This window comes from Paraburkholderia adhaesiva (genome assembly GCF_021390575.1).
Classification (GTDB): Bacteria; Pseudomonadota; Gammaproteobacteria; order Burkholderiales; family Burkholderiaceae; genus Paraburkholderia; species Paraburkholderia adhaesiva.
On record NZ_JAJEJQ010000001.1, the window covers coordinates 1995275 to 2020003 of the forward strand.

Annotated in this window: 19 protein-coding genes; 3 read left to right on the forward strand and 16 right to left on the reverse strand. The window is 65.1% G+C overall.

Annotated features, from left to right (window positions below):
• Nucleotides 1-115 precede the first annotated feature (115 nt).
• Entirely contained in the window at nucleotides 116-1450 is a 1335-nt protein-coding gene (locus L0U80_RS09035) for an EAL and HDOD domain-containing protein (protein ID WP_233863607.1), read from the reverse strand.
• A gap of 348 nt (nucleotides 1451-1798) precedes the next feature.
• Here L0U80_RS09035 and L0U80_RS09040 point away from each other — a divergent pair, with 348 nt between their 5' ends.
• Together L0U80_RS09040 and L0U80_RS09045 are read left to right on the forward strand one after the other, a co-directional pair.
• The gene (locus tag L0U80_RS09040; RefSeq protein WP_233865793.1) at nucleotides 1799-3667 is read left to right on the forward strand and encodes a putative bifunctional diguanylate cyclase/phosphodiesterase; all 1869 of its coding nucleotides are present in this window, start codon (nucleotides 1799-1801) and stop codon (nucleotides 3665-3667) included.
• Nucleotides 3668-3715: 48 nt separating this feature from the next.
• A complete protein-coding gene (locus tag L0U80_RS09045; protein WP_233865796.1) occupies nucleotides 3716-5161 on the forward strand; it encodes an HDOD domain-containing protein in 1446 nt (481 codons plus the stop codon).
• Between the two features lie 127 nt (nucleotides 5162-5288).
• Here L0U80_RS09045 and L0U80_RS09050 read toward each other — a convergent pair whose 3' ends face one another.
• The 15 genes from L0U80_RS09050 to hpnI form a co-directional block, all read right to left on the reverse strand.
• Entirely contained in the window at nucleotides 5289-6608 is a 1320-nt protein-coding gene (locus L0U80_RS09050) for an EAL and HDOD domain-containing protein (protein ID WP_233863608.1), read from the reverse strand.
• A gap of 510 nt (nucleotides 6609-7118) precedes the next feature.
• Nucleotides 7119-8159, reverse strand: a complete 1041-nt coding sequence (astE, locus tag L0U80_RS09055; RefSeq protein WP_233863609.1) for a succinylglutamate desuccinylase — start codon at nucleotides 8157-8159, stop codon at nucleotides 7119-7121.
• Nucleotides 8143-9483: an N-succinylarginine dihydrolase gene (gene astB, locus L0U80_RS09060; RefSeq protein WP_233863610.1), complete on the reverse strand. Its 1341-nt coding sequence runs from the start codon at nucleotides 9481-9483 to the stop codon at nucleotides 8143-8145. Before astB ends, astE begins: the two co-directional genes overlap by 17 nt.
• 9 nt (nucleotides 9484-9492) lie before the next feature.
• Nucleotides 9493-10956 (reverse strand): succinylglutamate-semialdehyde dehydrogenase, encoded by a 1464-nt coding sequence (astD, locus tag L0U80_RS09065; protein ID WP_233863611.1) that lies wholly within the window; start codon nucleotides 10954-10956, stop codon nucleotides 9493-9495.
• Between the two features lie 11 nt (nucleotides 10957-10967).
• Nucleotides 10968-11993, reverse strand: a complete 1026-nt coding sequence (astA, locus tag L0U80_RS09070) for an arginine N-succinyltransferase (protein WP_233863612.1) — start codon at nucleotides 11991-11993, stop codon at nucleotides 10968-10970.
• The gene (aruF, locus tag L0U80_RS09075) at nucleotides 11990-13069 is read right to left on the reverse strand and encodes an arginine/ornithine succinyltransferase subunit alpha (RefSeq protein WP_233863613.1); all 1080 of its coding nucleotides are present in this window, start codon (nucleotides 13067-13069) and stop codon (nucleotides 11990-11992) included. The genes astA and aruF overlap by 4 nt, the downstream gene beginning before the upstream one ends.
• Before the next feature lie 47 nt (nucleotides 13070-13116).
• Complete coding sequence (locus L0U80_RS09080) at nucleotides 13117-14331, reverse strand: aspartate aminotransferase family protein (RefSeq protein WP_233863614.1); 1215 nt, start codon at nucleotides 14329-14331, stop codon at nucleotides 13117-13119.
• Between the two features lie 168 nt (nucleotides 14332-14499).
• Nucleotides 14500-15471 carry a GlxA family transcriptional regulator gene (locus L0U80_RS09085; RefSeq protein WP_233865798.1) on the reverse strand — a complete coding sequence of 324 codons (972 nt, stop codon included), beginning with the start codon at nucleotides 15469-15471 and terminating at the stop codon, nucleotides 14500-14502.
• Nucleotides 15472-15646: 175 nt separating this feature from the next.
• Nucleotides 15647-16468 (reverse strand): ABC transporter ATP-binding protein, encoded by an 822-nt coding sequence (locus tag L0U80_RS09090; protein ID WP_373322129.1) that lies wholly within the window; start codon nucleotides 16466-16468, stop codon nucleotides 15647-15649.
• 108 nt (nucleotides 16469-16576) lie between these two features.
• The gene (locus L0U80_RS09095; RefSeq protein WP_233863615.1) at nucleotides 16577-17557 is read right to left on the reverse strand and encodes a patatin-like phospholipase family protein; all 981 of its coding nucleotides are present in this window, start codon (nucleotides 17555-17557) and stop codon (nucleotides 16577-16579) included.
• 16 nt (nucleotides 17558-17573) lie between these two features.
• The gene (gene bamE / locus L0U80_RS09100; RefSeq protein ID WP_233863616.1) at nucleotides 17574-18143 is read right to left on the reverse strand and encodes an outer membrane protein assembly factor BamE domain-containing protein; all 570 of its coding nucleotides are present in this window, start codon (nucleotides 18141-18143) and stop codon (nucleotides 17574-17576) included.
• A gap of 113 nt (nucleotides 18144-18256) precedes the next feature.
• On the reverse strand, nucleotides 18257-19318 hold the full coding sequence (locus L0U80_RS09105; protein WP_233863617.1) for a lysylphosphatidylglycerol synthase domain-containing protein: 1062 nt from the start codon (nucleotides 19316-19318) through the stop codon (nucleotides 18257-18259).
• A complete protein-coding gene (hpnK, locus tag L0U80_RS09110) occupies nucleotides 19315-20223 on the reverse strand; it encodes a hopanoid biosynthesis-associated protein HpnK (protein ID WP_233863618.1) in 909 nt (302 codons plus the stop codon). The genes L0U80_RS09105 and hpnK overlap by 4 nt, the downstream gene beginning before the upstream one ends.
• A complete protein-coding gene (hpnJ, locus tag L0U80_RS09115) occupies nucleotides 20223-21644 on the reverse strand; it encodes a hopanoid biosynthesis associated radical SAM protein HpnJ (protein ID WP_233863619.1) in 1422 nt (473 codons plus the stop codon). Before hpnJ ends, hpnK begins: the two co-directional genes overlap by 1 nt.
• Nucleotides 21645-21750: 106 nt before the next feature.
• Entirely contained in the window at nucleotides 21751-22998 is a 1248-nt protein-coding gene (gene hpnI / locus L0U80_RS09120; protein ID WP_233863620.1) for a bacteriohopanetetrol glucosamine biosynthesis glycosyltransferase HpnI, read from the reverse strand.
• A 727-nt stretch (nucleotides 22999-23725) separates the two neighbouring features.
• On the opposite strand from hpnI, the gene L0U80_RS09125 reads away from it, so the two are divergent.
• Nucleotides 23726-24721 carry an LLM class flavin-dependent oxidoreductase gene (locus L0U80_RS09125; RefSeq protein ID WP_233863621.1) on the forward strand — a complete coding sequence of 332 codons (996 nt, stop codon included), beginning with the start codon at nucleotides 23726-23728 and terminating at the stop codon, nucleotides 24719-24721.
• Nucleotides 24722-24729: the final 8 nt, after the last annotated feature.

Here is a 24729-nt window from a genome sequence, read left to right on the forward strand (position 1 = left end):
CAACGATATGCCATTGGATCATACCTATGCATCGCGCGCAGAACGGCAACCTGCCTTCAAACTGCTTTCAGCCCGTCCCGCTTCCAACTCCTTCGAACCCTTTCCGCTCCGATGGTCAACTATCGGTGCACGCCGAGAACCAGGCGCCCGCCCACAGGTTCAGCTCGCCGACAAGCTGCGGCGTGAGCGACGCGAAAGCCCCACCCGCCTCGGCCGTAATTTCCTGTGCAGCGCCGTGATCGCCGCGCTCGACGCTCATTGCCACACGCAGCAGCGTCCCCAGCTCGCCCTGGTGGCCGTCCACCGCACGACTGATCGTGGGAGCGAGGCCGAGGCGCTCGAGCGTGTGCGCCGGCGACGAGCCGACCAGCACGTGGACCAGCGAAAAAATACCGGTCATGAACGCGGCATCGGAGAAATCCGGATCGTTCGGGTACAGGCTGCGGGCCGCCAGTTCCATGAAGTGCGAGCGCGTGCCCGCGAGTTGCACGAGCGGATCCGAACCCCACGGCAGATCGCGTCCACTTGCGTAGAGCAAAAGTTGCGCCCAGCGCGCGATCTGACGCGTACCCGCCGCGAGCACGGCTTCGCGCAGTGACGCAATGGGCCGTGCCGGCGCGTAGGCGCTCGAATTGACGAGCCGCAGCAGCTGCACGACGACACCCGGGTGGCTGCGCAGCTCGTGTTCGAGTTCGGCCACGCCGACGTCGCTCGCCACGAGCGCAAGCAGCCGCACGAGTGCAATCCGCGATGGACGCACGGCCGGCACGCTCAGCACCTCGGGGCGCGCGAAGAAGTAACCCTGAAAGAGATCGAAGCCGAGCGAACGCGCGAACTCGAAGTCTTCGCGTGTCTCGACCTTCTCGGCGATCAGTGTCTTGCCCGCCGCACGGATCGTCGCCACGAGTTCGGGCAGTGTGTCGCGCGCGGTCTGCAGGAAGTCGATCTTGACGATATCCGCGTTCGGCAGCGCACGGGCCAGGTTGTCGGTTATCGCGCTCACGTCGTCGAGGGCGATGCGATAGCCATCGCGGCGCAGCAGTGCGATACGCGCGATGAGCGCGTCGTCGAATTGAACGTGCTCGAGCACCTCCAGCACGAAACGGCCGGGAGGCAGAAGATGGATCGTGTCGTCGAACAGCAGCTCGCGGCTGACGTTCACGTAGCCGTAGTGCCGGCCGAGCGCCGCGGGCACGCCGAGCTGCCCCATCGTGCGGGTCATGACCTGGGCGGTCGCGAGCCGGTCGTCGGAGATATCTGCGCTGTTGTCCGCCCCGCCGCGAAAGAGCAGCTCGTAGGCGGTGAGCGCGCCGCCGCGGTCGAGGATCGGCTGACGGCCGAGATAGACGTACGGCGACCCGGCCGATGCGGCCTGCCGGGCGCCCTGGCCTGCGATGCCCTGCGCAACAATGGTGGGCGGCCTGCCTGTCGCGGACGATGATTCGGACATGACGGATGACTCATACAGTTGAAAAGACCCGCCACGCGGCACCCCACGCGACCGGTTGGTCCGGCCGCGCGCCGCACGCCGCGCGTATCCACCGCGCATGGCGTCCGGCATTCCGGCCCGCGCAACTTTAACCGAATCCGCGCGCCTGCGGGGCACGGCCCTACTCCCGTATTGCACTGCACCGTTTATTCGCGGGTCGCGCTAAAGATTTCCTTCCTTCGGTCGATAACCTGTTCTGATGGGCGGTTTTAGACAGTTCCCGGGTGTCTACCAGGCGTGCCGGGAGCGTCCAGCGAACAACACATGCCACTTAAGGGCTGCATGGAACAAGGGTTGTCAGCGAAAGACATGGAAGCGAACACGAGCACGGCGTCCCGCCCCGGTTGGGTGCGTACGATCGTCGACCGGATTCGCGGGGTCGGCCGGTACGCCGGCGACACCCTCGGCGATCCGCCCGCCCGCGCGCCCCAAACGCCGGCGCCCGCCTATCCGGACGCCGTCTCGCACTCGTTCGAAGAGACCGCGAGCGCAGTCGATTTTCTCGTCCACCTGGACCGGAACCTGCGCTTCCTTTACGTTTCCGATTCGAGCCTGCGGTTCTCCGCCTATCACCGCGAATTCCTGCTCGGCACCACCCTGCACGACATCGTCGCCCCGGATCACCAGACGCGCCTCGACGCCCTGTTCGAGCGCGCGGCCATGACGGGCGCCGTCGAGAACGACACGGTCGATCTCATGAAGGCGCTCACCTACCCGCTCGCCGTCGAGCTGCGCGTTCAGCGCGCGACCTACGCGGGTAAGGATGGCTTCGCGGTGGCGGGCTTCGACGTGTCGTCGTGGCAACGCGCCGAAGAGCGTCTCACGCATGCGCTGCACCACGACCCGCTGACCGGCCTGCCGAACGAGACAGCGCTCGTACCGGCACTCGAGCGGCTGCAGGCCGAAGCTGACCAGCGCGGCGTGCCGGTGGCGCTCCTGCTGCTCGACCTCGACGACTATCAGCGTGTGAACCGCGCGCTCGGCTACGAGGCGGGCGACGAGCTGCTGCGCGAGACCGCGCGGCGACTGAGCCACCTCGCGCTGCAGGGTGAACTGATCGCCCGCACGGGCAGCGACGAATTCGCCATCGTCATCACGCCGCCAGCCGATTCGCCCGCGGGCGCCGTACGCGCCGCCGCCGAAGATCTCGCGCGACGCCTGCTGACCTCGATCCTGCAGCCCTACACGTTCCGCAATCAGCCGGTCCATCTTTCGGCCAGCATCGGCATCGCATTCCATCCGGACGAGCGCTCGGCCGACGGCGAACTCGCCCTCGCGGACACCACACCGCTGATCCGCCGCGCCGATCAGGCGCTGCAGCGTGCGAAGGCCGCCGGCGGCAATGAGCTGATGCTGCACGTCCCTGACAACGATCCCACCGACGCCCAGCGCCTGAAACTGGAGTCGGACCTCTACGACGGCGTGCGCAACGGCGAGTTTTCGCTGCACTTCCAGCCCATCACGAGCAGCGCGACGCGCGGCGTCGTGGGCGTCGAGGCGCTGATCCGCTGGCAGCATCCACTGCACGGGCTCGTTCCGCCATCGACCTTTATCCCACTTGCAGAATCCGTCGGCCTGATTAATTATCTCGGCAACTGGGTGCTGAAGGCCGCCTGCATGCAATTGATCCAATGGGACGAACGGGGTATTTCCTTGCAGTATGTGGCGGTCAACGTGTCGCCTCAGCAGTTTCGCAACCCGCGCTTCAAGGAAAGTGTTCAGGAGGCGATCAAGCTGACCGGAGTCGATCCGGAGCGGCTGGTCTTCGAGATCACCGAAAGTCTGCTCATGCAGGACCCGCAGCACGCCAAGACGCTGCTCGAAGAACTCACGGCGCTCGGCATTCGCTTCGCGGTCGACGACTTCGGCACCGGCTATTCGAGTCTTGCCTATTTGCAGCGCTTTCCGTTGTCGAAACTGAAGATCGACCGCAGCTTCGTCGAGAACCTGCTAACCTCGCGCAACGATCAGGCGATCGTGAATGCAGTGGTGGGCCTCGCGCGCACGCTCGAACTCGAGATCGTCGCCGAGGGCGTCGAGACCGAACCGCAGCGCGAACTGCTCACGCAGATGGGCTGCGACCATATACAGGGTTGGCTTGTGTGCAAGGCACTGCCCTCCGAGGAACTCGCGCAGCGCTTCGAATCGAGCGCGCTCCACGTCCACGAGGTGCATTGATGGCAGTAACCCAACAGGCAGAGCTTTCTCGGAATTAACATGGTTCAGATGGTAAAGGCAGTCCTGCTCGACCGGTTGTGGGCGCGCATGAACGAGCGCGGCGACTTCCCCATGCTGTCACAGTCGCTGCGTACCACGGTCGCCGCAATGGCCAACCATGACTACGACTTCAGCGCGCTCGTACAGATCGTGCTCTCGGACTTCGCCCTTACGCAGAAAGTGTTGCGGCTCGCCAACTCGGTCATGTACATGGCGTTCGGCGGCAACATCACCACGGTCACACGCGCACTGATGGTGCTCGGCATGGACGCGGTGGGCCACCTCGTCGTCGGCCTGAAGATCGTCGATCACTTTCATCACTCCGCGCCGCGCCGCATCGACGCCAAACTCGAACTGAACCGGACCATGCTCTCGGGCTACGTCGCGCGCAAGCTCACCGAGCATGGCGACCTGCGGGTGGGCGAAGAAGCCGTAGTTTGCACGCTGATGCGCCAGGTGGGCAAGCTGCTCGTCGTGTTCTACCTCGACGCCGAATGGGACGAGATTCGCCGCGCGTGCGACGACGGTGCGACCGAAGACGAGGCGTGCATTGCCGTGATCGGCGTCACGTTCGACGAACTCGGCAACGAAGCGGCCGCGCGCTGGCGCCTGCCCGACACGATCCGCGAAGGCATGGGCACGTACGATCCTGCCGCCGACGAATCGCGCCAGACGCAGTGGCTGCGCGCAATCACGAACTATTCGACCGACGTTGCACGCGTACTCACCACGCCGGACATCACCGACGACGCACGCGAATCGCACATCGCCGACCTTGCGAACCGCTACGGCCGCGTGCTGTCCACCGATCCCGAAGTACTCGTGCAGATGAGCCTCGCGCTTGCGAAGGAAGAGACCGACGACGGTCTGATGCGCGAGATCATCGAGTTGCGTGCGAATGCTGACGCCATTGCGCGCGAGTCGCTCGACCCCGAGGCGCGCATTGCGGCCGGCGTGGAAGATCTGCGCGCGCTGCCGCCGGACAGCCCGTTCAGCACGGCGCTCACGCTCGCAAACGAAACGGTGCTGGCAGGACTCGGTTTTGCGCGCACGGTCGTGTTCGTGCGCCAGGGCGTGAATATGTTTGCCGCGCAGCACGGCTTCGGTCCTGGCGTCGATGAAGCGTTGCCGAAGCTCGGCTTCAACGCCGCATTCCAGCCTGACGTGTTCCATCTCGCGATCGCGAATTCGGTGGGCATCTTCATCGAAAACGCACGCGACCCGAAGATGCTGACCCGTCTGCCCGCCTGGTACCGCGCAACATTCGACGACGCGCGCGCGTTCGTCCTGCTGCCGGTCGCCGTGCAGGACGAACAGCCGGTTGCCCTGCTCTACGGCGACTGGACGATCTCGCAGGAACCGCGCCGGATCTCCCAGACGGAAATGAGCGCACTCAACGAACTCGCAAACGAGCTTGCGAATTTCTTCGCCCGCAGCACGGCCGACGCTGCCTGAGGATCCCGCCCGCTAATCTGCGCCGCGATCACCGACACGCCCGGGAATAAAAAAGGCGGCGCTACGCGCCGCCTTTTTCATTGCCCGATGCATGCCAACTATGTGACAACCGCACGGCAACGTTTGCTCACTCTTCCAGTCTTTCGAGCCCCGTCGCTTCCGTGGCACGGTCCGCCATGCCCGCCCATTCGGCCGCCTCGAGCCCGATTGCCGCGACCGCGGCGGCATCGAGCGGTGCGAGCAGCTCGCACACCTCGTCGACGCGCGCCCAGTCTGCGCGCTCAAGGGCCTCAGCCACGTTAAGCAACTGACCGAGCACACCTTCGCGGTTCAGGATAGCCGAGCGAATTGGCCGCGCGAGCGTAAGCATGTCGATGGTCGCTTCAAGCGGGCCGCCAAACACGGCGTCGACAAACGAGAACACGCCTGCAAGGAACGCCGCGTCCTGCTCGGCGATCCTCGCCTTCGTCAGCTTACTCGCGGCGAGTTCCATGAACCGTGCGCGCGTGGCCGCCAGCTGCAACAGCGGGTCGTCTTCCAGCGACACCTTGCGCCCGTCTGCGTAGAGCAGCAGCTGGGTCCAGCGTGCAATGCGGTCAGTGCCCGTCGCGTTGATCGCCTCGCGCAACGTGGTCACCTTGTGCCCGATACCGAAGCTCGACGAATTCGCGAGCCGCATGAGGTGCATCACGAGCACCGGATTGAGCTTGAGCTCACCTTCGAGCTGAGCGACGGTCGGCTCGGACGCGAGCAGTTGCAACAGATTCAGAAGCGCCTGGCGCGGCGCGCTCGCGCGGCGTGCGCCTTTATGCGGCCGCGCGAAAAAGTAGCCCTGGAACCGGTCAAAGCCGAGTTCATGCGCGAGATCGGAGTCGGCCTGGGTTTCCACCCCAACGGCCACGAGAATCTTGCCGGCGGCCTTCAGCACGCTGGCGAACTTGGACAGCAGCGCGGGTGCGATCTGGTTCAGATCGATCTTGACTGCTTCCACGTAGGGAAGCAGCTTCGCGAACGACTCGTCGGCCTGCGTGACGTGATCGAGCGCGAAACGGTAGCGGCGCCCATGCAGCTGGATGAGCCGCGACACGACCTCCTGATCGGCGCCGATGTCGACCGGCAACTCGAACATCACGCGCGAGGGGGGCAGGCCGAGCAGCGCGTCGTCGAACAGAAATTCGCGCGTAACGTCGAGCCAACCCATGTGTCCGGTCAACGCAGCACGCACGGCCGGCGCCCTGAACGCCGACACGAGCGCCTTCCCCGGGCTGCCGGGCTTTTCTGGATCGTCGCGCCGGTCGATCACGCGCGGCAGCATTTCGAAGCTGGAAAGCATGCCCTCCCGGTCCAGCATGGGCTGGCGGGAGAAATAGACGTCGTACTGATTCACTGCCAGATCGCCTCCGGCGGCGCCAGACATGGGCGGCCGATCTGCGGCGTTAAAGCTCATGGGGTCCCCCGCGAAGCGCCGGTCACGCGCCGGAGCTCGGTTCTCATTTCATCGTTGTGCGGCAAGCACGGAGCTTCCGCTTTTCGCTTACCAATTCTATCCTGGCAAATAGGACAGGGCATACGGGAAATACCCAAAAACTGGAATATTTTCGCGTGTGTCGTTTTGTCCGGACGCCTCTTGCGCAAGGCCAGTCTGGCACGTCGAGCGAAATACGCCTAGGCTACATCTTATGGATTACTTCGATATGCGAATTAAAGCATGACAAATTGCCAGCCTCTTCGCCCTCGCACGAGTTTCCTGGGCCCTGCCCTGCGGCCGGCGCACTCGCTTGCCCTCGATAGACGTGACGGTCGGCGGGAGCGCGCCGCCATTCTTTATGGCCCGATCGCTGCGCCCTCATCGCGGCTCACACAAATGCCTCAAGGGTGACGAATCGCGCGAAGCGAACCGGAGCAATCCGCGGGCAATGTAAAGGGGCTGCGCTTCCTGAGCCGATGCAGACGTGCATCAGGCAAGCGACGCAAGCGTCGCACCGCTCGTCTCGACGACGAGCAATCCGGCCCGCAGCCCCGGCTTGACGTCTGGATTGGGAAACACGATGCGCTCTTCCGCGTGGCCGACGACGTAGCGATAGTCGCCATCATTGGCGAGCAGTGTGCCGCGCGCGAACGGCGTGAAATTCGGCACGTCGGCGGCGACGTGCATCTCGAATGCCGCGCTGTGCTTCGTAATCTGGCCGATCACCGTGAAGACGCGCGGCATCGGCGCCTGCGCATCGGGCTCCGTGCCCGCGACCAGACGGCGCACCGCGGCGTCCGCGTTCGCAAAGCGCCCGAGATCGTTGCGGCCAAACGGTTCAACCTTGCCGAGTTCGAGCGTGCAGGCAGTCGCATCGCATCGGCTGGCGGTGAACGATGAGTACGTCACGCCCTTCTCCGTGTGAAGCAGCACGCACGGGATACGCGCATCGGCGAGCCACGCGAACAACGCCCGCGACGGTGGCGCGACCGTATGCGGCACGAGCGCGAACTGCTCGAACGCCGAGGCGCGGATCGCCGTGTGCATGTCGAAATGCCAACGCGCGGTCGGCTCGCTCGACGCAATAGAAAAGAAACGCTGCGCGTGCGCCTCGAGCGTAGCCGCGCGCGGCGCTTCCACACTGCCGGTCATGCTCCCGTGAGCGGCCCCGAACAGGCGGTTTAGATCGTCGTCGAGATAGCGACGACCGGCGCACATCGCGCCTATGTTGCCGAGCACAACTAGCAGACGGCAGGCGAGCGCTGTGCGCCCCGCCGCAATATCGGCGATAAGTTGCGACAGCAGTTCGATCGGCGCAGTTTCGTCGCCATGGACGCCAGCTGAAAGCAGCACGCTGCGCGTTTGCGTGTCCACTCGTTCGGGCTCGAACTGCAGCACGCCGTCGTCGAGCCACTGCCAGCTGGCGCCTATGCCACATCGTCCATGCGCGTCTTCGGCGCTCGCCGGTCGGGAAAGCGCCAGCGTGTAGCCGAGAAAATCCAGCAGCAACGGTTCAGCGCTGGAAGTCATAGAGCGATCCGAGGCCGAGGATCTGCGTGAGTTCGTCAAGTGCCGTGCGCGACTCGACGAGCAGCGTCGGGTCAGTCAGATCCTGTGGCGCGAGGCGGTCGCGATAGTGCTTTTCGATCCACGCGTCGAGACGCGTGAAGAGCGCATCGTTGATCCAGACACCCGGCGCCACCGCTGCACGTTCTGCCTCGTCCAGCACCACGCGCAGGCGCAGGCACGCAGGCCCGCCGCCGTTCTTCATGCTCTCGCGCAAATCGAACGCCAGCACTTCGCCGATCGGACCAGCCTTTGCAACGAGTTCGTCGAGATAAATGGCCACACGCGGATTTTCGCGGCACTCCTGCGGCACGATGAGTATCTGCGAGCCATCCGCGCGGCTCAGCAACTGACTATTGAAGAGATACGACGACACGGCGTCCGCGACGCTCACCTGCGCATCCGGCACCTCGATCACGTCGAATGCCGAGTCATGTTTTGCCAGCTTCGCGCGCAGTTCGTCGCACACGCCCTTTTGCCCCACGAAGGCACGCTCGTGGCAAAAGAGTGTGCTGCGATTGCCTACCGCGATCACGTCGTTATGGAACACGCCCGCGTCGATAACATCAGGATTCTGCTGGGCAAATACGGCCGTGTCTTCGGTAAGGCCGTGGCGCTGCGCCACGGCGCGGCTCGCTTCGAACGTCTGACGAGCCGGGAAGCGCTTCGGCTCCGGTCCGTGGCGATATTCACTGCGCCCGTACACGAAAAATTCCACACCGCGCGAGCCATATTGCGCGCAGAAACGTGTGTGATTCGCTGCGCCTTCGTCGCCCAGTGCGGGTGTACCCGGTAGTGCCTCGTGCACCACGAAATGCGACGGAGACGCGAAAATCGCGCCGAGCGTGCGGTGGGTCGCCTCGTGCTCGATCGCGCGATGCAGCTTGCTGCACAGATTCGCCGGGGTGAAATGAACGCGGCGGTCGGGCGTGTCAGCGGACGGGCTCACCGTCGCCGCGTTTGCGGTCCACATCGCCGACGCGGAGCTTGCCGCCGCGAGCAATTCGGGCGCCTCTTTCGCTGCCTTCGCGATGGCATCGGCATCCTTACCGCTAAAACCAAGCTCGCGAAGCAGCCGGATCGACGGCCGCTCTTGAGGCGGCAGCACGCCCTGGGCGAAACCGAGATCGGCGAGCTGCTTCATCTTTCGGAGTCCCTGGCGTGCAGCGGCCTTCGGGTTCGCCACGGAATGCTCGTTTTTCTGTGATGCGACATTGCCGAACGACAGACCCGCATAGTTGTGCGTGGGGCCGACGAGTCCGTCGAAGTTGGCTTCAAGGGTTTGCATCGTCGATCCTCAGAAGTGAAGGCCCGGCGAAACATTCGCGGGCATCTGCAATTGCGCGCTTTCCACCGAGGCCATCGGGTAAGCGCAGTAGTCGGCTGCGTAGTACGCGCTCGGTCGATTATTGCCCGAGCGCCCCGTGCCGCCGAACGGCGCGCCGCTCGACGCACCGTTGGTCGGGCGGTTCCAGTTCACGATGCCCGCGCGGATCTCGCGGGAGAATCGCTGCCAGAGCGCATCGTCGTCGGCAAGGAGACCCGCCGAGAGGCCGAATGCCGTGTCGTTGGCTTGTGCGATCGCATCGGCGAAGCTCGCGTAGCGCACGACCTGCGCGAGCGGGCCGAAGTGTTCTTCGTCGGGCAAGTCCGCCACGCCGGTCACGTCGAGAATCGCGGGGCTCGCAATGCCAAGCGACGCGTCGCGCTGCGTCATCGGTAGCAACGCGCGTGCGCCACGCTCCAGCAGCATCGATTGCGCGGCAACGAGCTTCGCCGCCGCGCGTGCCGAAATCACCGCTCCCATGAACGGCTGCGGATCGGCGTCGTATTCGCCCACCGTGATGCGCTCGCTAACCTCGACGAAGCGCGCGAGGAAACGGTCGCCGAACTCGCCGGCCGGCACGAGGATGCGGCGTGCGCACGTACAGCGCTGCCCTGCCGAAAGAAACGCCGACTGGATCGTGTGATGCACGGCGGCATCGATATCCTCGACAGGCGCGACCACGAGCGGATTGTTGCCGCCCATCTCGAGCGCGAGCACGATCTCGGGACGCCCGCCAAACTGCCGGTGCAGCAGCGTGCCCGTGTCCGAACTGCCCGTGAAGAACAGACCATCGATCTGCCGATGATTCGCGAGCGCAATGCCCGTCTCGCGTTCGCCCTGCAAAAGGTTCAGCGCGCCGGCAGGCAATCCCGCTTCGCGCCAGATTTCCACGGTCACGCGCGCAACGTCGGGCGCGAACTCGGACGGTTTGAACACCACGGCGTTACCGGCAATCAGCGCGGGCACGATATGCCCGTTCGGCAGGTGGCCCGGAAAGTTATACGGCCCGAACACGGCGACGACGCCATGCGGACGATGGCGCAGCACAGCCACGCCGTCGGCCATCGGCGTGCGTTTTTCGCCCGTGCGCTCGCCGTAGGCTGCGATCGAGATCGCGACCTTCGCGGCCATCGATGCCGCTTCGGTACGCGCCTCCCAGAGCGGCTTGCCGGTCTCGCGCCCGATCGCGTGCGCGAGTTCCTCCTTGCGCTCCGTGACGAGCGCCGCAAAGCGCTTGACGATCTCGCAGCGCGTCTCGAACGGTGTCAGCGACCAGTCGCCGAACGCGCGGCGCGCGGCCTTCACGGCGCGATCGACGTCGTCAGCCGTTGCAGCGTTGCCACTCCATACCTTCGCGCCGGTGCCGGGGTTGTGCGAGGCAAACGCGAGGCCCGAGGCCGCACACCATTGCCCATCGATGAAAAGTTCGTTCATGGGGATCCCCGTTAATGCTTTTGTGCGGCGCCGAGCACGCGCACCTCGTCGCCCGCCGCGACGTTCAGCGCCAACGCTTCCCGCGCAGTCAGCGTAAATACGCCGTCGTGCACGACGCCCGCGGCGAACCCCACGCGGAAGTCGGAAAGCGATGTGTTCGATACGAGCGACCGCTCGCCATCGTGTGCGTCGCGTTCACCGATCTCGACCGGCACGACCTTGCTCTCGCGCACGGTGCGCAAGTCGGCGATATGGCATTCGAGCACCGGACCCGCGTCGAAGATATCCACGTGGTTCTCGTAGCGCAGACCTTCCGCTTCGAGCATCCGCCGAGCGGGAATCGTGTCGGCATGTGTGAGACCCACGCACGCCTGCGCCTCGTCGGGCAGCAGCTCGACGTACACGGGGTGGCGCGGCATCAGTTCCGCGAGGAAGGCCTTGCGACCGTGCGAACTGAGGTAATCGGCGGCGTTGAAATCGATCTGGTAGAAATGCGAACCGACTGCACGCCAGAATGGAGACGTACCGCTTTCGTCGAAATGGCCGCGCAGTTCCGCACAGATTCGCTCGGGGAAGCGGTCCCGGAACTGCGCGATGAACATGAAGCGCGAGCGCGACAGCAATCCCCCGATGCCGCTCGTGCGGTGACGCGGCGAGAGAAACAGCGAGCACACCTCCGCATAACCCGTGAGGTCGTGCGAGATGTTCAGCGCGCGCATGCGCGTCCAGATGCCGAGATCCTGGCTCGCGTGCACCACCGTGCTCACGCGATAGTTGTAGAATGGCTGCTGCAGGCCCACCGCCGTTTCGATGCCGCAGACGCCCGCCACGTCACCCGTCGACGTGTCTTCCATCACGAAGAAGTAGCCTGCTTCGTGCGGCGCGGCATGTCCCGCCAGCGTGCGCCTCGTACGCTCGACGCGCGCCATCAGCGCGTCGCGGTCCGGCTTGAACGTGGTAAGGCCGGGACCCGTTTCCTCGGCGAGCGCGACGAGCGCGTCGATATCGCCCGTCTGCACGACGCGAACCACGATCATTGTCCGTCTCCCATCGATTGATCTTCCTTTTCCGGCGTCTCGCGCCATAGCGGTGCGACGCGCACGAGGTCGCCATCCTGCACGTCGAGCGCAGCGCGTGCGTTCGCGTCGAGCGGGGCGTCGGCGCGCGCCCTGTGCTGCTCCGGTCGCGGCGCTTGCGCCGCGAGGACACAGCGGAACTCGCCGTCGCGCTGGCTTGCGACCATGTACGACGCACCCGGCGCCGCGCTCGCCGCCTCGCGCACCGTGCGGCTCTCGTTTTCCATCACGGATGTCGTGCGATCGACCTGCGCGGTCAGCACTGGACCCGCGTCGAAGATATCGACGTAACGGTCCGGTTCGAAGCCCTCTTCCAGATGGATCTCGTAGGCGAGCAGCGCACTCGCATCGGGCTCGCCGAGCACGCGCTGCGCGGCTTCAGGCAGCAGCGGCACGTAAATCGGATACGCGGGCATCACTTCGGCGATAAAGGTGCGGCTGCGCCCGCCCGAAGCCATTTCGATGTCCTTGAAATCGCGCCCGAAGAACTTGCGCCCCACGGCCTCCCAGAACGGCGAGACGCCCGCTTCGTCGGTGACGCCCAGCAACAGCGTGAACACCTCGGACGTAAAGCGCCGGCGATTCATCGCCACGTACATCATGCGTGCGCGCGAGATCAGGTGCGCGGCGGCATCGCCACGCAACGACGGGTCGATATAGAAGCCCGCGAGACGGCTTTTGCCCGTCAACTCATGCGACATCTGCAGTGCGTGAATCTTGCGGTTCACGTGCAGTTCGCGCGATGCGTGAATCAACGCGTCATTGCGGAATGCGTAGAACGGCTCGGCGTAACCCGCCGACGCGACGAGACTCGACGTGCCAACGAGCCGCCCCGTAGACGAATCCTCGAGCACGAAGAGATAGAACTCCTCGCCGGGAAAATCGACTTCGGCGCGAAACGAGTCCTCGGAGAGCGCGATGCGCGCCTCGAGCGCCGCGCGGTCGTGCGGGAGCGAATGCAACACAGGCTGCGCGGTGCGCGCCATATGGGCGATGGCATCGAGATCGGCCAGTCGGGCGGGGCGAACGAAGAGCATCGTCGGTCCTGTTGGTTCTGTCGGTCAAAACAACACGCGCTGCTCGCTCAACGGCCGAGAACGTCTTCAAACGCCTGTTCGAGACGCGCGAGGCCTTCGGCCAGATCCGCTTCCGGAATGATGAGCGACGGCGCGAATCGCAATACGTCCGGACCCGCGATCAGCATCATCACGCCGCGATTCGCGGCTGCCGCCAGGAAGTCCTTGGCGCGGCCCGCATGACGCGACGTCAATTCCGCGCCGATCAGGAGGCCCTTGCCGCGCACCTCGTTAAACACGTCGAAGCGCTCGTGCAGTTCGCCGAGCTTCGCGCGAATCCGCTCGCCTCGTTCGCGCACACCCGCGAGCACCGCCGGATCGCTCACGAGATCGACCACCTTGCCCGCGATCGCCGCCGCCAGCGGATTGCCGCCGTAAGTCGTGCCGTGCACGCCCGGCTGGAAGTGCGCGGCGATGGGCTCGGTCGTCAGCATCACGCCGATCGGGAAACCATTGCCGAGCGACTTCGCGCTCGTGAGGATATCGGGCGTCACGCCGGTATCCTGATACGCGTAGAAGTGGCCCGTTCGTCCGACACCGGTCTGCACTTCGTCGAAGATCAGCAGCGCGCCGTGCGCATCGCAGGCCTCGCGCAGTGCACGCAGGAAAGCCGGATCGGCGGGGATCACGCCGCCCTCGCCCTGCACCGGCTCGACGATCACCGCGCAGGTCTTCGCGCCGATCGCGGCGCGCGCGGCCTCGATGTCGTTGTACGGAAGATGGCGGATACCGGCCGGCACGGGCCCGAATCCCTCGAAATATTTTGGCTGCCCGCCCACGCTCACCGTAAAGAAGGTGCGGCCATGGAACGACTGCTCGAACGAGACGATTTCAAACTTGTCTTCGCCAAAACGCTCGAACGCGGCGCGGCGCGCGAGCTTGAGCGCGGCCTCGTTAGCCTCGGCGCCCGAGTTCGCGAAAAACGCGCGGTTGGCAAACGTGAGCGCTTCGAGTTTCTGCGCAAGGCGCAGCACGGGCTCATTCGTGTAGCCGTTGCCGATGTGCCAGAGCTTGCCGCCCTGCTCGTTCAGCACGCGCAGCAATTCAGGGTGCGCATGGCCGAGCGCCGTCACGGCAATGCCGCCCGCAAAATCGATGTAATCGCGGCCCTCGCTATCCCACACGCGCGACCCGAGGCCACGAACGGGCACGAACGGCGCCGGGGAAAAACACGGCACCATCACTTCGTCGAAAGTCTTGCGGGTCACATGCTGGTCGTTCATGACGGATCCTCTCAGGCTCTGAATGCGGGCGGTGTGCACTGGGCTCTCGCCCTGCGCGTCGATGACAGGAGCAGTGTAGGCAACCGTGCGACAAACGTCTTGCGCATGCGCGACACGTTCTTTCGTGGTCTGCCTGTGCGCGGCGCAGGCCGACGCGCTCATTCGCGCTTACTGGCGCTCAGGCGGCTCCATAAGCGCCCCTTCGCGCGAGCCGGACTCCAAAGCGCCATGCTGGCGTTCGATCCAGTTGCGACGGTCCTCGCGCGGCGTCACGCCGAAGCGCTCGCGATACGCGTTCGAAAAATGCGCCGCCGACGAAAACCCGCACGCGAGGCTGATCTGCACCACCGACTTGCTCGTGCGTTGCAGTTGCGACCGCGCTTTCGACAAACGCAGTCCAAGGTAGTACTTCGACGGCACCGCGCCGAGATACTGTTTGAAGAGCCGCTCCAGCTGCCGCCGCGAGATGCCGACGAGCGCCGCGATGTCGTCGGTGGTGAGCGGATCCTCGATGTTCGCCTCCATCAGCTTCAGCGCGTCGTTCAGGCGCGGATGGCGCTCGCCCGGCGCGGTCACGAATGGAATGCGCTGGCGCTCGTCGCCGCTCTTCAGCGTGCTCGCGCCGAGTACGTCGGCGATACGCTCGGCGAGTTCGGGGCCGTGGTCGCGGCCGATCATGGCGAGCATGAAGTCGAGCGTCGCCTGGCCCCCGGCGCAGGTCGCGCGATCGCGGTCGATCTCGTAGATGTGCTGCGTGACGATGGTCTGCTCGAACTGCTCGGCGAACTGCTGATACGTCTCCCAGTTCGCCGCGACGCGATAGCCCTGCAACTGACCCGCCATCGCGAGCCACCAGATGCCGTGATGGATGCCCATGACGAGCGGCGTGCGCTGGCCCACGCGCGCGAGGCCGGCGAGAAAGGCGCGATGCTCGGCAAACGGCTGGAAGCGCTCGGTAACGACGATCAGCCAGTCGCACGCGAGCGTGTCGTCGAACGTGGCATCGGCCGGCCATTGGGCACCGCCCGATAGCGGCACCGTACGCCCGTTCCACGACACCACCTGCCAGCGGTAAAGCGCGCGACCGTCGATCTCATTGGCGAGATTGAGCGCGTCGACGATGGGCCCGACGCCAGACATCGACACGGGCGGCAGCGCGACGATTGCGACCTGTGTCGTACCGCCCGCACGCACGCGAGCGCTGGATGCAGCCGTCTGCGGCGCACCATCGGGTACCGGCGAACTGGAAGAACTGGAGGAATTGACGGAGCGGGTCATCGAGGGCGTGCAGGCTTCTGGCGCGACGGCTGCACCCTCACTTGAGGCTGCCGGAAAGGAACTGTCGCAGCCGCTCGCTCACCGGATTGACGAGCACGTCCGCGGGCGAGCCCTCTTCTTCGGTGCGGCCCTGATGCAGGAACATCACGTGATTCGACACGTTACGCGCGAAGCCCATCTCGTGCGTCACCACGATCATCGTGCGGCCCTCCTCCGCGAGCTTCTGCATGACTTTCAGGACTTCACCCACGAGTTCGGGGTCGAGCGCCGAGGTCGGTTCGTCGAACAGCATCACGTCGGGGTGCATCGCGAGCGCGCGCGCAATCGCCACACGCTGCTGCTGGCCGCCCGATAGATGCGACGGATACTGCTTCTCCACGCGCGGCGCGAGCCCCACCTTCTCCAGATATTCGCGCGCGCGGTCTTCAGCCTCGCGTCGCGGCACGCCAAGAACGTGCACGGGCGCCTCGATCACGTTCTCGATCACATTCATGTGCGACCAGAGATTGAAGTGCTGGAACACCATCGCAAGCTTCGTGCGAATGCGCTGGAGCTGCTTGTGGTCGGCGACGTCGAGGGCGCCGTGGCGATCCACCTTCGTGCGCACGGTCTCGCCGTCCACGATGATCTCGCCCGCATTCGGCCTTTCGAGGAAATTGATGCAACGCAGGAACGTGCTTTTGCCCGAACCACTGGCACCGATGATGCTGATCACGTCGCCCTTTTTCGCATCGAGCGAGACGCCCTTGAGGACTTCGTTATCGCCATAGCACTTGTGGATGTCGCGTGCCACCAGCTTGCTCGAATTGCCTTGCGACGCGGACGGGGTCGCGGTCCGGGTCGGGGTCGTATCGGACACGATCGTCTCCTCTGGATTTCCAGCCGTCACTGTACCGTACCGCCTGGCGGGCGAGTGCCACAGGTGCGCCCGGCTCGGCATGCCACAGCGCCGCATCCTGTACCCGCGTTATTCGATCCCGAGTTGCGCGCGTATTGCGGGCAGCATGTACTGCACGGCCGCGCGTCCTTCCGCGATGGCAGGCCCGGCGCGATGAAAGTCGAACAGACCCATGCCGCCGAGGCGCGGCTGGATCAGCACGTCGGCGGGTTCGCCCGCAAGACGGCTGCGCGTGATCCGCACCTGCATGATGTCGATGCTTTGCGCGACCGAACTAAGCAACGACGGCACGCGTGCACTAGGCGGCGGAGCGACGCGCACGTCGGCGCCGTTCGTCGCGCCGCGTCCCGAGGGCTGGAGCCAGCGAGGAAAGCGCTTGCCGTTGCGGCGCAGCAGCACGTGCGGTTCATCGCTCACCGCCGGTTCGTCCTCTTCTGGCGCCTCGCGCAGCACGGTGTCGATCGCGCCGCCGAGGTCGCGACCGTTCAGGATGTCGTGATTGAGATCGACAGCAATCACACAATCGGCACGCATGGCCCGTGCGGTCGATACGGGAACCGGATTGCTGAGCCCGCCATCCACGAGCCACACACCGTCGTGCCAGATCGGCGTGAAAAGACCCGGAATCGCGATCGACGCGCGTACCGCATCCACCACGCCGCCGTCGCGCAGCCAGACTTCGCGGCCCGTGTCGAGTTCGGTCGCGACAGCCGCAAACGGGAGCTGCAACTCGTCGATGCCGCGCCCGTTGAACTGATTCGCGAACACGTCGAAGACCTTGCGGCCGCCCAGCAGCCCGCCCGAGAGACGCACGTCGAGCAGCCGCACGACCGTCTGCCACGTGAGATGGCCGACCCACTCTTCAAGCCAGTCGAGGTCCCCGTTCGCATAGACAGCGCCGACGAGCGCGCCGATCGACGTACCGCATATGACATCGGGCTTGATCCCGGCCTCTTCGAGCGCGCGGATCGCCCCGATGTGCGCCCAGCCGCGCGCGGCTCCCCCGCCGAGTACGAGGCCAATGCGCCGGTTGCGCCGCCGGTTCATCATGCTTTTCCCCCGCGTGTCAGTGCCCACGGATCACGTCCGAACGCGAAGTCGTAGTGACCCGGCCGTCCGGTCCGAAATGCACGTTGAAAAATGCCTCCTGCTCGACCCCGCCTTCGCGCCACTTCCAGCTCCACACCGTCTCCTTCTTGAGCCGGAACGCGGCCACCTGACCGGGCTTGCCGAGCATCTGGCGCACCTCGTCCTGGCTCATGCCGATGCGGATCTTCGCGAAGTTTTCAGCGACGAGTACCTGGGTGATCGCAACGAGCCGCCCGTTCGGCCCGATGTCCACCATGTAGGTGTTGAGGCCCTCGGGGCCACGCGGATATTCGAGGCGGCGCGAGAAGTCGTCGAAAACGCGCTCGGTTTCAGGCTTGCCCATCTGCCTGCGCACGTCGTCGAGTGTGGACACGCCCGGCGTCAGGCCCTTGAGCAAAAGCACGTCGGGTTTAACGGAGTCGAAGAAGGCCTTGAGTGTCTGCCACATGGAGTCGATCTGGCGGTCCTCGCAGCCGCCGAGCGCGACCGCCGCCAGCATGGCGATGACGACGACGAAAAACCGCGTCGGATGTAATTTGAGTTTCATGGTTCAGCAACCGCACTCACACAAACAAATGCCGATGCGCACCACGACGGCACACCGCAGGCGGGGCGTCGGCCCCGCAGCGCCGCGCGCGCTCCCTGCCTGCAATGTACCGCTTACTGCACTTCTTCGTGTTGCCTGGACGGAACGGTATCGGGTGCAACGGCTTGACCATCACGCGCAAGCGTGCTGCCAGTGAGCAGATTGCGACGCGTACGCAAAATTTCGGCGCCTTGCCAGGAAACGAGCGCGAGACAGCCGAAGACGACTTCACGCATCCGTTTGACGAGTGCAAGCGACAGCGCCACTTCGTGTCCCACGCCGAAAAGCTGCGCGAGCAGCACCACGGCCGCCTCCTGGATGCCGAGGCCCGCAGGCACCATGAACGCCGCGTGGCGCACGGCCTGGGTCAGTGCCTCGATGGCGAGCGCACCCTCGATCGACACCTGGAAACCGAGCAGGCGCAGCGCCAGCCAGGTCTCGAACGCGCCGACCATGTAGCCCGCCAGTTGCCAGCAGAAGGTACGGAACATGAGGCCGGTGCGCGACATCAGCGCGTCGATGTCCCGGTCGAGCTGATGGCCGTCGATGCCGGACACGAGAGGATGCTCACCACCGAACATGCGCCCCGCCCAGCGTTCGATCGCGTGAAAGATGCCGCCGCGCCGCAGAAGCACCACCGCGATAATCGGCATCGGTGCCGAGAGCAGGAGCGCGAGCCCGATCGTGGTGATGGTGCGCATCGAGCTGCCATCGCCGGTCGCGGCGACGATCAGCACGAGGCCGAGCGCCGAGAACGCGTACTGCACGGCGATCGTGATCATCACTTCGACGATCACCGTCGCCGTGACGAAACTGCCCTCGCGCATGCGCCAGCGCGCGAGCCGGATGCCGACGATTTCCCCGCCCACGCCCACCACGGGCAGAAGCCGGTTGACGGCCTCGCGTATGGCGGCGATCCACAAAAGGAAGCCGATCGGCAGGCGCTTCGCGAGCAACAGGCGCCAGCCCTGCGCGTCGAGCAGCAGCGGCAGCACATGGAACGGGATGAGCCAGAGCAGCGCCGGACCCGCCATGCCGATGATGCGGATGACGTCATGCGCGCCGTTGTGGACGACGAGCGCAATCAGGATCGCAATCCCGACCGGCAAGCCGAGCCATTGGACCCACTTCATCACGCGCCTGCCCCTTGCGTCAGCGCGGATGCGCCGGATTGGCCCGGATCGCCGAAAAACACATCGGTGAAACCGCCATGGCGTACACCGGCCGCCGCGAGCGCCGCCGCAACGCGCGGCGAGACGAGCGCGTCGAGTTCGTCGGCGTGACGGTAGGTTTGCATCGACGGTGTAATGGCGCCCTCGCCCGCAACGGCGGGATGGCAATAGATCTCGCCGACGCCCTGCGCCGGCAGATTCGCGATTGCCGAAAGCAGCACGGCCTCGTCCATCGCGCCGGTTTTGGCCATGCCCACGACGAAGTCGTTGTGCGCGATGCCCGCGCGCGCGAGCCGCGTGCGCACGAGATGAAGCCAGGGCTTGAGCGCAAGCGGCGCACCCGCTTCCAGCGGCAGGCGCATCGCACGCAGCCCGAACTCGCGGCCGATCTCGAGGATCAGCGAAAGCACGGTGGGATGCAGATGGAAATGCTTGTGCGTGTTGACGTGATCGAGCGCGAGCCCGGTCGCAGCAAACGCCTCGAACTGCGCGCGGATCTCCTTCGCGAGTTGCGCGCGCACGTGCGGCAGAAAGAAGAAGCGCACGCCGTCGAGCGCCATGTTCTCGCCGAAGCGGCCGTTTTCGTCGACGAGCGCCGGAATTTGCGCGCGCGGCAGCATCGACGCACCGTCCGCCAGCACGAGATGCAGACCCACGCGCAAGCCCGGCAGACGCCGCGCGCGCTCTACGGCATCGGCGGCCGCGGGGGCCGCCACCATCAGACTCGCCGCATCGAGCACGCCCTCGCGATGCCCGCGCTCGACCGCCGCGTTGACCCGCTCGTGCAGGCCAAAGTCGTCGGCGGTGAAGATCAGCGCGCGCTGGTGCGGCCCACTGAGCTGCCCACTGCGGCGAGACGGCCCAACCATCACGCCTCGTGAGCGCGCAGGAAGCGGAAGAACTCCACGCCCTCGCGCAGGCGGCGCTTCATCATGTCCCAGCTCGTGAGCATTTCGCGCACGATTTCCCAGATCTTCGAGGGCCGGAAGTAGAACTCGCGATAGAACTTCTCGAGGTTGTGATAGATCTCGTCGCGCGTAAGGTGCTTATAGCCGATCGCGGCGAGCTGCACGCCTTCGCGGGACACGAGGTTGATGACCTTGTTCTCTTCGAGCCAGCCGTTATCGACGGCCTGCTTGTAGAGCACCGTGCCCGGATACGGCGCGGCCAGCGACACCTGGATCGTGTGCGGATTGATTTCCTTCGCGTACTCGATCGTCTTCTTGATGGTTTCCTGCGTCTCGCCCGGCAGACCGAGAATGAAGGTGCCGTGAACCTTGATGCCGAGCTTCTTGCAGTCCGCGCTGAAGCGGCGCGCGAAGTCCGTGCGCACACCCTTCTTGATGTTCACGAGGATCTGGTCGTCGCCCGACTCGAAGCCGACCAGCAACAGGCGCAGGCCGTTTTCCTTCATGACCTTGAGCGTCTCGTACGGCACGTTGGCCTTCGCATTGCACGACCACGTCACGCCGAGCTTGCCGAGACCGCGTGCGATTTCCTGGACGCGCGGCAGATCGTCGGTGAAGGTGTCGTCGTCGAACATGATCTCCTTGACTTCAGGCATGTTGTCGCGAATCCACTTCACTTCTTCGATCACGCTCGCAACAGAGCGCGTGCGGTAGCGATGGCCGCCCACCGTCTGCGGCCACAGGCAGAACGTGCAGCGCGACTTGCAGCCGCGACCCGTGTAGATCGACACGTACGGGTAGTTCAGGTAGCCGATGAAATAGTTCTCGATCTTCAGATCGCGCTTGTAGATCGGAGCGACGAACGGCAGTTCGTCCATGTTCTCGATCATCGGACGATCTACGTTGTGCTCGATCGAGCCGTCCTTCGCGCGCCAGCTCAGGCCCTTGATTTCGGAGAACGGCTTGCCTTCGGCCACTTCCTTGCAGGTGTAGTCGAATTCTTCGCGGCAGACGAAGTCGATCGCCTCGGTCGCGGCGAGCGAGTTGTGTGCATCGACTGCGACCTTTGCGCCCACCATGCCGACGAGAATCGACGGCTTGCGCTTCTTGAGATCCTGCGCGAAGAGCGCATCGGTCGGGAACGACGGCGTGCTCGTGTGGATGATCACTAGATCGAAGTCGTCGGCGATCTTGAGGGTCTCATCGACGGACAGGCCATCGGCCGGCGCGTCGATCACGCGGCTGTCCGGCACGAGCGCCGCGGGCTGCGCAAGCCACGTCGGATACCAGAACGAACGGATCTCGCGCTTCGCCTGATAGCGCGAACCTGCGCCACCGTCGAAGCCGTCATAGGACGGGGCCTGCAAAAACAGCGTTTTCATGCGATGAAAGCTCCGGCAACCCGGGTTGTATCGGGCAAAAAAGTGAAAATATATAAATTAAACGCGACGCGCGCCGCCCTTGCGGCACGCGCGAGAAACCTGAAGATCAACGGCCGTCCGACACCTCGACAGCCGGACGCTGCCCCGACGCCGCGACGCCGGCATTCGCCACCGGCACCCGCACGCCCCGCCAGACCACATGCGAGCCGAACCCGGCAGCGAGCCATTGCAGCATGAGCAACGTGTCGCGCAACGGGACGAGCGGCAAATCGCGCCAGAACGTGCGCCAGTTGGCGCTGCTTCGTGCGTGCAGCACCGAACGCGCGATGATACCCCCTATCGTGCTGAAACCGAGCGCAGCCATGGCGGCAGAATTGGTACCGGCGCCCGCGAACGCGGATGAGCCGCCCGAGGCCAGCGCGAGCGCAAGCACCGCGCCGAGCACAATCCACGGCGACGTAAACGTAATAAAGAGCGAGGCGAAGCCCGCCGGATTCACCGAGCGGATCGTACGCATCCAGCGCGTCTCGCGCAGCCACAACGAGCCAAAGGTCGGCTCGATGACGTCGGTGGCGACGACGACGGGCGCGAGCACTGTCGCAAGGCCATGGTCGCGCGCGAAGCGGGCGAGCAGATAATCGTCGGCGAGGCAGTCCTTGAGCGACGCGAATCCGCCGATGCGCTCAAGCGTCGCACGCGAAAGCGCGAGCGTCGCACCGAAGCCGAACGCGCGCGAGCCCGTGCTATGCGCGACGCGCACCGAGGGTGCGAACCACTCGTTGATGAAAAGCGCGCCGACGCGCGGCCAAAAGCCGCCGACACTGCGTGCGTAATAGAGACAGGTGACCACGCCGACCGAAGAATCGGCGAGCGGCGCCGTGACGATGTCGAGGTAGTCGGGCTCGACGGCAATATCGCTGTCGGCGACGATCAGCGCGTCGTAGCGCGCACGCGACGCCAGGTTGATCAGATTGCTGACCTTGAGGTTACTGCCGTAGACGCGCGCGTCGATGACGAGTTCGATGTCGTGGCCGGGATAGGCGGCCTGCAACTGGCGCACGACGGCGATGGCTGGATCGGTGGGCGACGAGACGCCGAATAGCAGCTGAAAACGCGGGTGGTTCTGTTCGCAGAAGGTCGCGAGATTTTCGTAGAGACGCGGCTCGGCCCCACATAAAGGCTTGAGCACGCTCACGGGCAGGGGCTTGCGCGAGCGTGCACGGCGCGCCGCCGCGCGCACCTGGGCCGCGGAGCCGTGGCGCGGCATCGTCAACGCGGCGAAGACGGCGTAGAGCGTCACCACGCAGCACAGCACGATCGCAAACCACCAGAGCGATGGCAACTGCACCGTCATGCCTGCCCCCCCGGCAGTTCGATCCGCATGGCCCGCTTCTGCCCAGCAGCGGATCCGGTGGTTCCGGTGGTTCCTGTGGTTCCGATACCCACACCGCTCACGCCACCCACGCTGGTCAGATCAGGCGAATCGCCTAGTACCATTTACACAACCCTGAATTTCGGAAAAAAGCACACGCACAATCGCGCAGCAACGCGCGTTCCCAACCGGAAACTGGCCGCAGAAACGCGCCTTGGCGGATGCATCGGGACTTGACGGATTAACTGATCAAGTGGCAACTGAAATATGCCGTAACATGCGGACTGCTCGCGCCCCGGTTCGACGCGGAAAAAATTGTATCAGCAACCCCCCCGGCCCGCTTCAGGCCACGCAGCAAAACTGCTTCTCACCGTTGCAATTACGGGAAATATTTCATCTTCCGGGCATTTCGCCTCCGTTTAGCGGATTTTTTGAAATGCGATTGAAAATAAATTGAAATATCCATTTGACGAATCCGCGTCAAAACTGCGCGGCAAACGTTGCCGCATTCGAATTTCAGCTACTCCCACTCGCCAACCGCGACAACCCGTCGCATACCGTAACCATGCCGTCGTCATGGGCTCCGGTACGGCGTCGGCAGGCACCGGGCCCCTCGGGCACAATGGCCGCACCTCACGCACGGCTTGCGTCGCCTCAAGGCGGCCACCCGGCCGGCGCCTCGCTGGCGCCTCACCACACACGAAACACCATGATCCCGTTCTCAGTCCTCGATCTCTCGCCGATTCCTGCCGGCTCTGACGCCGGTGCCGCGTTGCGCAACACGCTCGACCTCGCCCAGCACGCCGAACGCTGGGGCTACCGCCGCTACTGGCTCGCCGAGCATCACAACATGGCCGGTATCGCCAGCGCCGCGACTTCGGTCGTGATCGGCTACGTCGCGGGCGGCACGCGCACGATCCGGGTCGGCGCGGGCGGCATCATGCTGCCGAACCACTCGCCGCTCGTGATCGCCGAGCAGTTCGGCACGCTCGAATCGCTGTACCCCGGGCGCATCGATCTCGGGCTCGGCCGCGCGCCCGGCACCGATCAGACCACGGCGCGCGCGCTGCGACGCGACCTGCAGTCGAGCGGTGATGCCTTCCCCGACGACGTCGTCGAACTCCAGCGCTATTTCGCACCCCCAGTGGAGGGCCAGCGCGTGCGCGCGGTGCCCGGCGCGGGACTCGGTGTGCCGCTTTATATCCTCGGGTCGAGCCTGTTCGGCGCGCAGATGGCGGCGGCCATGGGTCTGCCATTCGCGTTCGCTTCGCACTTCGCACCGGACCATCTGCTGACGGCGCTGCGGCTCTACCGCTCGCAGTTCCGGCCGTCGGCCACGCTGGCGAAACCTCATGCGATCGTCGGCGTCAATGTGTTCGCCGCCGATTCGGACGATGAAGCCCGCTTCCTGTTCACGTCGCTCCAGCAGCAGTTCATCAACCTGCGGCGCGGAACGCCAGGGCAACTGCAGCCACCCGTCGAAAAAATCGAGGCGACTGAGATGGAACTCGCGAGTGTCGCGCACTCGCTCGCGTGCTCGGTGGTGGGCACGCGCGATACCGTGCGCGCGGGACTCGCTTCGGTCATCGAGCAGACCAGCGCGGACGAGCTGATCGTCACCGCGCAGATCTACGACCACGCCGCGCGGTTACGTTCGTTCGAGATCACTGCGGAAGTGCGCGAGGAGTTGGGCGCGGGGCGGTGAGTTCCATC

Bases quoted from the DNA above. Each gene is read 5' to 3' on its own strand.
- L0U80_RS09035 (WP_233863607.1), bottom strand. From the start codon at position 1,450: ATGTCCGAATCATCGTCCGCGACAGGCAGGCCGCCCACCATTGTTGCG.
- L0U80_RS09040 (WP_233865793.1), top strand. From the start codon at position 1,799: ATGGAAGCGAACACGAGCACGGCGTCCCGCCCCGGTTGGGTGCGTACG.
- L0U80_RS09045 (WP_233865796.1), top strand. From the start codon at position 3,716: ATGGTAAAGGCAGTCCTGCTCGACCGGTTGTGGGCGCGCATGAACGAG.
- L0U80_RS09050 (WP_233863608.1), bottom strand. From the start codon at position 6,608: ATGAGCTTTAACGCCGCAGATCGGCCGCCCATGTCTGGCGCCGCCGGA.
- astE (WP_233863609.1), bottom strand. From the start codon at position 8,159: ATGACTTCCAGCGCTGAACCGTTGCTGCTGGATTTTCTCGGCTACACG.
- astB (WP_233863610.1), bottom strand. From the start codon at position 9,483: ATGCAAACCCTTGAAGCCAACTTCGACGGACTCGTCGGCCCCACGCAC.
- astD (WP_233863611.1), bottom strand. From the start codon at position 10,956: ATGAACGAACTTTTCATCGATGGGCAATGGTGTGCGGCCTCGGGCCTC.
- astA (WP_233863612.1), bottom strand. From the start codon at position 11,993: ATGATCGTGGTTCGCGTCGTGCAGACGGGCGATATCGACGCGCTCGTC.
- aruF (WP_233863613.1), bottom strand. From the start codon at position 13,069: ATGCTCTTCGTTCGCCCCGCCCGACTGGCCGATCTCGATGCCATCGCC.
- L0U80_RS09080 (WP_233863614.1), bottom strand. From the start codon at position 14,331: ATGAACGACCAGCATGTGACCCGCAAGACTTTCGACGAAGTGATGGTG.
- L0U80_RS09085 (WP_233865798.1), bottom strand. From the start codon at position 15,471: ATGTCTGGCGTCGGGCCCATCGTCGACGCGCTCAATCTCGCCAATGAG.
- L0U80_RS09095 (WP_233863615.1), bottom strand. From the start codon at position 17,557: ATGATGAACCGGCGGCGCAACCGGCGCATTGGCCTCGTACTCGGCGGG.
- bamE (WP_233863616.1), bottom strand. From the start codon at position 18,143: ATGAAACTCAAATTACATCCGACGCGGTTTTTCGTCGTCGTCATCGCC.
- hpnK (WP_233863618.1), bottom strand. From the start codon at position 20,223: ATGGTTGGGCCGTCTCGCCGCAGTGGGCAGCTCAGTGGGCCGCACCAG.
- hpnJ (WP_233863619.1), bottom strand. From the start codon at position 21,644: ATGAAAACGCTGTTTTTGCAGGCCCCGTCCTATGACGGCTTCGACGGT.
- hpnI (WP_233863620.1), bottom strand. From the start codon at position 22,998: ATGACGGTGCAGTTGCCATCGCTCTGGTGGTTTGCGATCGTGCTGTGC.
- L0U80_RS09125 (WP_233863621.1), top strand. From the start codon at position 23,726: ATGATCCCGTTCTCAGTCCTCGATCTCTCGCCGATTCCTGCCGGCTCT.